This is a genomic window from Metabacillus niabensis (assembly GCF_902829255.1).
GTDB classification, from domain to species: Bacteria; Bacillota; Bacilli; order Bacillales; family Bacillaceae; genus Metabacillus; species Metabacillus niabensis.
Genome location: NZ_CADEPK010000408.1, coordinates 1 through 6,886 on the forward strand (window position 1 = coordinate 1; position 6,886 = coordinate 6,886).

Annotated in this window: 8 protein-coding genes; all 8 read right to left on the reverse strand. The window is 32.8% G+C overall.

Going from position 1 to position 6,886, the window contains the following annotated elements; translation table 11 throughout:
* Nucleotides 1-73 precede the first annotated feature (73 nt).
* Complete coding sequence (locus HU235_RS22835) at nucleotides 74-1,030, reverse strand: metallophosphoesterase (RefSeq protein WP_174881706.1); 957 nt, start codon at nucleotides 1,028-1,030, stop codon at nucleotides 74-76.
* 42 nt (nucleotides 1,031-1,072) lie between these two features.
* A complete protein-coding gene (locus tag HU235_RS22840) occupies nucleotides 1,073-2,866 on the reverse strand; it encodes an ABC transporter ATP-binding protein (protein WP_174881707.1) in 1,794 nt (597 codons plus the stop codon).
* 18 nt (nucleotides 2,867-2,884) lie between these two features.
* A complete protein-coding gene (locus HU235_RS22845) occupies nucleotides 2,885-4,057 on the reverse strand; it encodes a nucleotidyltransferase domain-containing protein (protein WP_233452385.1) in 1,173 nt (390 codons plus the stop codon).
* Entirely contained in the window at nucleotides 4,038-4,481 is a 444-nt protein-coding gene (locus HU235_RS22850; protein WP_174881712.1) for a lasso peptide biosynthesis B2 protein, read from the reverse strand. Before HU235_RS22850 ends, HU235_RS22845 begins: the two co-directional genes overlap by 20 nt.
* Before the next feature lie 56 nt (nucleotides 4,482-4,537).
* The gene (locus HU235_RS22855) at nucleotides 4,538-4,837 is read right to left on the reverse strand and encodes a lasso peptide biosynthesis PqqD family chaperone (protein ID WP_174881708.1); all 300 of its coding nucleotides are present in this window, start codon (nucleotides 4,835-4,837) and stop codon (nucleotides 4,538-4,540) included.
* The gene (locus HU235_RS22860; protein WP_174881709.1) at nucleotides 4,830-5,765 is read right to left on the reverse strand and encodes a phosphoenolpyruvate carboxykinase (ATP); all 936 of its coding nucleotides are present in this window, start codon (nucleotides 5,763-5,765) and stop codon (nucleotides 4,830-4,832) included. Before HU235_RS22860 ends, HU235_RS22855 begins: the two co-directional genes overlap by 8 nt.
* A gap of 301 nt (nucleotides 5,766-6,066) precedes the next feature.
* Nucleotides 6,067-6,210 (reverse strand): paeninodin family lasso peptide, encoded by a 144-nt coding sequence (locus HU235_RS22865; protein ID WP_233452388.1) that lies wholly within the window; start codon nucleotides 6,208-6,210, stop codon nucleotides 6,067-6,069.
* A gap of 21 nt (nucleotides 6,211-6,231) precedes the next feature.
* A partial coding sequence (locus HU235_RS22870; RefSeq protein ID WP_233452389.1) for an asparagine synthase-related protein occupies nucleotides 6,232-6,886 on the reverse strand: 655 nt, incomplete at its 5' end.

A 6,886-nucleotide genomic window follows, 5' to 3' on the forward strand; every position in this document is an offset into this window, starting at 1 on the left:
TAATTAAGATTTATATCCGATTTAAGAATAAGTTTAGAAAAAGGCTATCATCCATTTAAAAATTATCATTGTATTATTCACGTCTATTTTTAAAGCTAATTAAATTTATTTCTGGAGTATTAAATAACCGGAATCCTAAAAAGGAGATGGCTTTACTACTTCCTAACCCTGCACTAACATATTGTTTAGTTTGCTGATATTCCCATAAGCCTTTTACTCGATCTGAAGGAGGAAATAAACCACCATGTTTATAATAAGGCTCTGGTACAAATAATGCTCCAAGAAAAGGTAATCTTATTTGTCCGCCATGATAATGTCCTGCCATAATTAAATCAAAATTATGAAACTTCATATTAGGATTTGCTTTAATTTGGTCAATTTGGATATCAACAATTGGATAATGTGTCAATCCAATAAGCACATCTTGTTCTGTTAAATTGTTTAAGATCGACATATCATTTCGTGCTAATTGCAATGCTTCAATTCCACCTATCTCGCTCTTATTATTCTCTGCCTGTAATGACTTTTTAAAATCCACAAAGTAAACTTTTGAACCTCCTTTTGTAATTGAATAATTCGAATCCAATAATTTTATTCCTCGAGATTCCAATCCTTGTATAAATTCATGTTTTTCACTTCTATTCTTTCTAACATTAAAGCTTTTAACAGGATCAGTATTACCTGGGACAAATAATGCATGCTCCTTATTTCGAATCCCTTCCAATAACATATAAATCGGATCATAATTCAGACTATTTTGATCAGCTAATAAATCTCCCGTTATTACGAGCGAATCATATTGTAAGGAATTAACTAATTCGATCAATTTTATCTGATTCTTCCCAAATTCTTTTTCATGCAAATCAGAAATTTGCAATATTGTAAATCCCTCTAATTCTTGAGGTAAATCTTTAATCAAAACTTCCTCCTCGGTGACAATAATTCGATTATTATCCCAAATTGTATATCCAAAAAGAAACAATACGAACATAAAAATTGCTAGAATCAAGTATCTAATACGTCTTTTCAAGAGCAAAACTCCTTATAATCAGTAGCTCAAAAGAGCCAATAATTAATAATTTGCCTCTAATTGATTACTAACTAAATGTCCAAAAACGCTTCGTTTATCCTTTGCCAATTGACGGTATTGCCCCTTTTGCACAATAACACCTTCATCTAAAACAATTACTTGGTCAGCATGGCGAATTGTAGATAAGCGATGGGCGATTACAATAATTGTCATCCTTCCCTTCAATCTTTCAATAGATTGTTGAATTTTCGCTTCATTTTCAACATCTAGAGCACTTGTAGCTTCATCCAGTACAAGAATCGATGGTTTTCGAAGGATAGCGCGAGCTAAAACGATACGCTGTCGTTCTCCTCCAGATAATTTAATACCACGATCACCTATACGTGTATCTAACCCTTGTGGTAGCTTTCTCACAAATTCAGCTGCAGAGGCAAAATCTAATGCATCCCAAATACTTTCCTCAGTTGCATCAGGCACTAAAAGTAATAAATTTTCCCGAATGCTTGCATTAAAAAGGAATGGTTCCTGAGGTACATAACTTACAGCTTTTCTTAATGCGATAACCATATCGCTTGTTAAAGGAACTCCATCGATGACGATATTTCCCTTTTCCGGATAATTTAATCCCATTAACAAATCAATTAGTGTGCTTTTCCCTGCACCTGAACGACCGACAACTGCGGTCATTTTATTAACAGGAATAGTAAGATTAATATTTTTCAGCGCAAATTCAGATGTAGGATGATAGCGGAATGAAACCTGCTCACAAACCATTTCCTGGGTAATTTCTAGAGGCATAATCTCGTTTAAATTTTCTAAATTTATTTCTTTTGCTTCATAACATTGATTTTGCATCGTTTTTACGGCTTTAAATGCTGGTAGAATCGTTGCCATTTGTTCTAAAGAACCTTGTATCCCTGCAACTCTCGGCCATAATCTTGAAAAAATTAATACAATCATCATTAACTGCGCTACTTGTGCATGAAAAAGATTTATTGCAAAATAAATAAAGATTACGAGAAAAATAGAACTTGCAGTTCGATAATAAAATTGTGTTTTCATTTTCAGCTTTGTATAGTCTACCTGCTCAGTTAATATTTGCTTTGTGATCATTTGATACCAGTTGATTCTTGACTGTTCTAATGTATTGCTTTTTACATCCTTAATGCCGTTAATTTGTTCTGTTATCCCGGCTAAATGCTCTTTTCCTAAATGATAGTTCCGCTGACCTAGTGCAATAGATGTTTTTAAAAACTTCCGATTCAACACTAATAAAATAATTCCACACAGTAAAACAAATAAAGTAATTGCCGGAGAAAGGAAAAAAGCTAGACCAATTTGGATCAACGTGAAAATCAGAGATGACATAAATTGTAGAAACGATTGCGTACCTGAGCTTGTTCGAACGATTTCAGTTGTTAATATATTGATAAGATCAGATTTTCTATTTTTTATAAAAAAGTCCCAATTTGCTTGCAAAATAGCACGATATGTTTCAACACGTAAATATCGAAGAAACCCATGCTGTATTTTAGCGTTTTGTACAGTAATCATTCGTTGGAAAAAGTTATGACTAATGACAATAAGTAAATACAAACATAAAATAACCGCTAAGCCAGCTTCAGTTGGGACATCTTGTAGAAATGAAAAAAGGCTTATGACAGATTGTCCACTTGGTTCGACCTCAATTACACCACTCATGCTTATCATTGGAATTAATAGCAAAATTCCAATTCCATCTAACAAACTAATACATACCATTGCAAAAAAATTAACGAATAATTTCTTGCCTGCGAACGACTGGATTTGCCTTAAAAAATAAAAAAGATCTGACATTGCTTGTTCCTCCTAGGGTTATACATGCTTCCTAGCTCTTCGCCAAGCACATAAAAAAGGACGTAAAGGAAAATAAAGAAAATGCATCCTTTTTGGTAATGGTAGAGTTTCCGCATCTTCTGAGAAAGGAAATAGTAAACTTATTATAAATAGTAGTTTTTGATTCATCGATTTTAGAGAAAACAAATGCCTCGAATGGTATGATGCCACTTCGTCTGGTAGAGGCTCTGTATGAAGGTTAACCATTCTTTCAAGATAAAAAATTGCATCTTGTGCTAATTTACGAGAACGTCTTTTATTTACTAAAAACTTGATTTCATGTGGATACTTAGTATGTAGGAGAGAATTGGATAGTAGAAGCGCCTGACCCGCTATGTGTGTTAACTGATACTTACGTAAAAGATGCTTCACTAAATTCCAGTCAATATCTTTATGTAAGAGATAATGAATATCTAGTAGCCACCTAAGTCTTGACCAACCATGACGAGAACCATGTGATATTAAAAAGACAAACAAATCTTCTTTCCCTAAATAAAAAACATTTGTGTTCGTTAAGTTACTATTTCTTTTCCTTTTCCATAATTCATTAAAGCTTTGTTCAGCATTTGGTCCTGGATTTAACCTCCAATGAATTTCAAGTTTTATTCTCTTTTGAGGATGATAAAACGTAAAATGATGATGTCTCCACTTCCAATCATTTAGGACAGACTTAATATAATCATTTTTTATATAACCCATTTCCATTAAAATTTTTTCAGCTCTCTGAAGATCTTTTATCTGAATAAGAAAATCCAAATCACTTGAAGTACGTAGTGAAATATCACCATACAGATCATGGGCAATGACCGGACCCTTTAAAAATAATATCTTAATAGCCTCTTCAGAAAATAATCGATTTATTAAGTCTATCTCCGCGCTTAATTTAAGCATCATAAATGTGTTTTGTCGGTATTCAATTTCGAATTCTTGTATTATTTCTTTTGGAACTATAAATTGATCAACATCTTTTATTTTTTTATATAATACTGGAAAAACACGATGGTGTTTAGCCTGTTTTATAAAGCTTTTCCAATGGAAAGAGGACAATGTTCTTGTTGGAATAGGACTATAGCTATTTTGATTCCTTAAAATCTGTAAAATAACATTAAGCTCATTTGGGATGCTTGCTATATCAAGTTGAATTTTCTCCACAATCCTTGCCTCCAATTTTTTTGGCGAATTTCCCTACTATCGTGAACTTATCTTTTCCTTCAAAGCCTGTAACAATATAAGGCCCGCTTCGCAGCCAAGCATGGGCAATTAACTTTCCGTTTTCCTCTCTTGCTGTACCAAGATATAGCGTACTTTCTATTCCTCGTTTTTCTAACATTTTCATCGCAGCAAATGCCTGAACTAAACATTGACTTTCCCAAAAGGTATACCTATTCATAATTCGAATTGCTTGGGATATTTTTAATAATTCCTTTTCTCTATTTGGCATAGGTAAATAGGTTGTTTCATCCATTTGAAGTCCTAGAGAAGGTGCCACATTCGAAAATGGTAATCTTTTCAAATACCATCCTAATGCTAAATAAATATAGGATTCTACAAGAAGACATTTCATCCTCCAATCCATAGCAATCAAAATTTTCAACTTTGCAAAAGGTCTCCATCTCTTTATAATGTTGAATTTCACATTATGCTACCTTCTTTTATTTCGATTAATTCTTCTTTCTTAAGGGATTCTAGAAATGATAGTACCTGTTGCTCACATTCACCTCTGTCGACATCATAATTATTTACTAAAGAGTCTACTAGCTCAAGATAAGAAATTGGTTTTTCAATTAAGTCCCAAATTACTCCTCCAATTTTCCCCAAATTATAATATTTCCCATTTGAAATGCTTAACATTACTTTTTCTCCATCCATATTACTTACAATATTTCCTTCTTTTTGCTTTATATAAAAGGGGCCTTCAAATATATCACCCATATATTATTTCCTCCTCATTACATGTCGATATAATCATTTCTGTTAAATCATAGGCTGTAAATCTTTGCAGTGGACGTTTGATTCTAAAAAGCTTAACAGCTTCACATATGGTTGTAGAGGTATGAAAATGCCATTGCAACAAACCTGCTGGTACAATAAAAAAGTTCCGGTATGTATGATTAAATATTGTTTGTAGCCTCTCTAGTTTATGTATTTGGTAGATTCCTAACTTCTCGTCTTCATTTTTTACAAGCTCTATAATACCTGCTAATGGCAAGGGCTTATCTACAAACTGCTCGCTTACTGGGATTGCATACTTCTTTTCTCTTTCAAATATAGGACGATATAATTTGGAGTCCATCCCAAACTTATTAATACTTTCTTGCCACAGCTTTTGCTGAGGATAGGCAGCACTAACAATAGGTACATTTCTATCATTAAGAGAAACCGAAATTACATCATCACTAATAAAACGATATCCTTGCCTTAAAAAAGCAGCTGCAGTTGTTGATTTTCCAGCGCCAGAATCACCAACTATAGCGTACGCTTTGCCGTTAATCTCAATTGCACTACCATGTAAAGGAAGAATTCTTCTTTGCATTAATAATGCACCCATACACGTACCTAATAGATAAAGTCGAATTAAGTCTTTCCTATCCTCTGAAATAGGAGAAACTATTATCTGTTTTCCTTCTTGAATACAATAAATAGCAACATTAGGCACTTTAAAAAGCCAAAATTTTTCTTTAATAACAAAAATTCTATCTGAATCCCCATATTCTAACCAAATTTCAGTTAAATCCTCCTCCTTTATTGTTACATCGATATACCGACTAGTTTGTATATTTATTAGTTCTGGAAAATCAATTTCACTACTAAATGTTAGACCAAATGCATAGTATAATCCCTGTCTTTCCACTTGCTTCATAATACCCCCCCTTTGTAAAACAACACCCTAAAACACGTTCAATATAATGAACATTTTATTAGTGAGAATTTAATTATCAGGAATGAAATTACGGAATTCCCATTATTTTATTCTCTATAAAGAACACCTATAGATTCAAATTACCATTTTTTATTAAATGTGTCAATAAGCAGGGGGAATATAATATTATCTGGCGAAGAGGTTAGAGGATAATGGTAAGGACATATGTACTTTGTTCAATGTTTTAGTTCCTCATATAAAATTTTCTTTCATTTTACATGAGGAACTAAATAAAGAGATGTTAGCTAACAGGAGGATCCCAAATGTCAAAATCATGGCTCGTTACTGTATCAACTTGTGTAGTACCTTTACCTCCATACGTATGACTAACATCAAGAATTTCCAATGTAGGCTTTTCCCATTGCGCTTTTAATTGCATCATCATTGTTCACCCCCTTTCAATTTATTAAATAAATTCCTTCTTCATAAACCGGTGAAAAATTAATCCTCGTATAGCTACTTTTACATGGAAATCTACAGCAAGCTCCGTTAATGGCTTTTCCTTTAATTTTTGTACAGCTAATTTCAAAACATCAATGTTGAGGTATTCCTTTGTCATTGAGTCAGAAATAACGTTATGTATTTCATTCAATATTTCTTCCTTAACCGATAACATTCGTTCAATCCAATCAGCACTTTGCATACCTCGAATATTTTGACTTAATCTGACTTCATCTGGTAATCTATTTTTAGTCACTCTTCTAATGAGAGAGCGATCAATCCCATGTTTTATATATTGATCAACTGGAATCGCTAAACAAAATTTAATTATTCTCGGATCATTTGTAGGATCTCTTTCTAAAGTTCCATATCTTAGAGATAGTTTCGTTCCAACTACCCCACTCTTATTCCAATAATATGGTTGTTCAAAATGATTTCTCCGTGTCTCAAATGAATTAAAATCCTTGCCGACATTATTATTTTTTAATTTAAGAAAAACCTGACTTTTTTCTGCAAAACTATGATTAATTAATTGGGGTAAACGAGAATGATTTTGTCCGTAGCTGCCTTTTCGTTTTGATAATGCTCTAAGGGTAATCATAGATAATAATCTTTTCTTA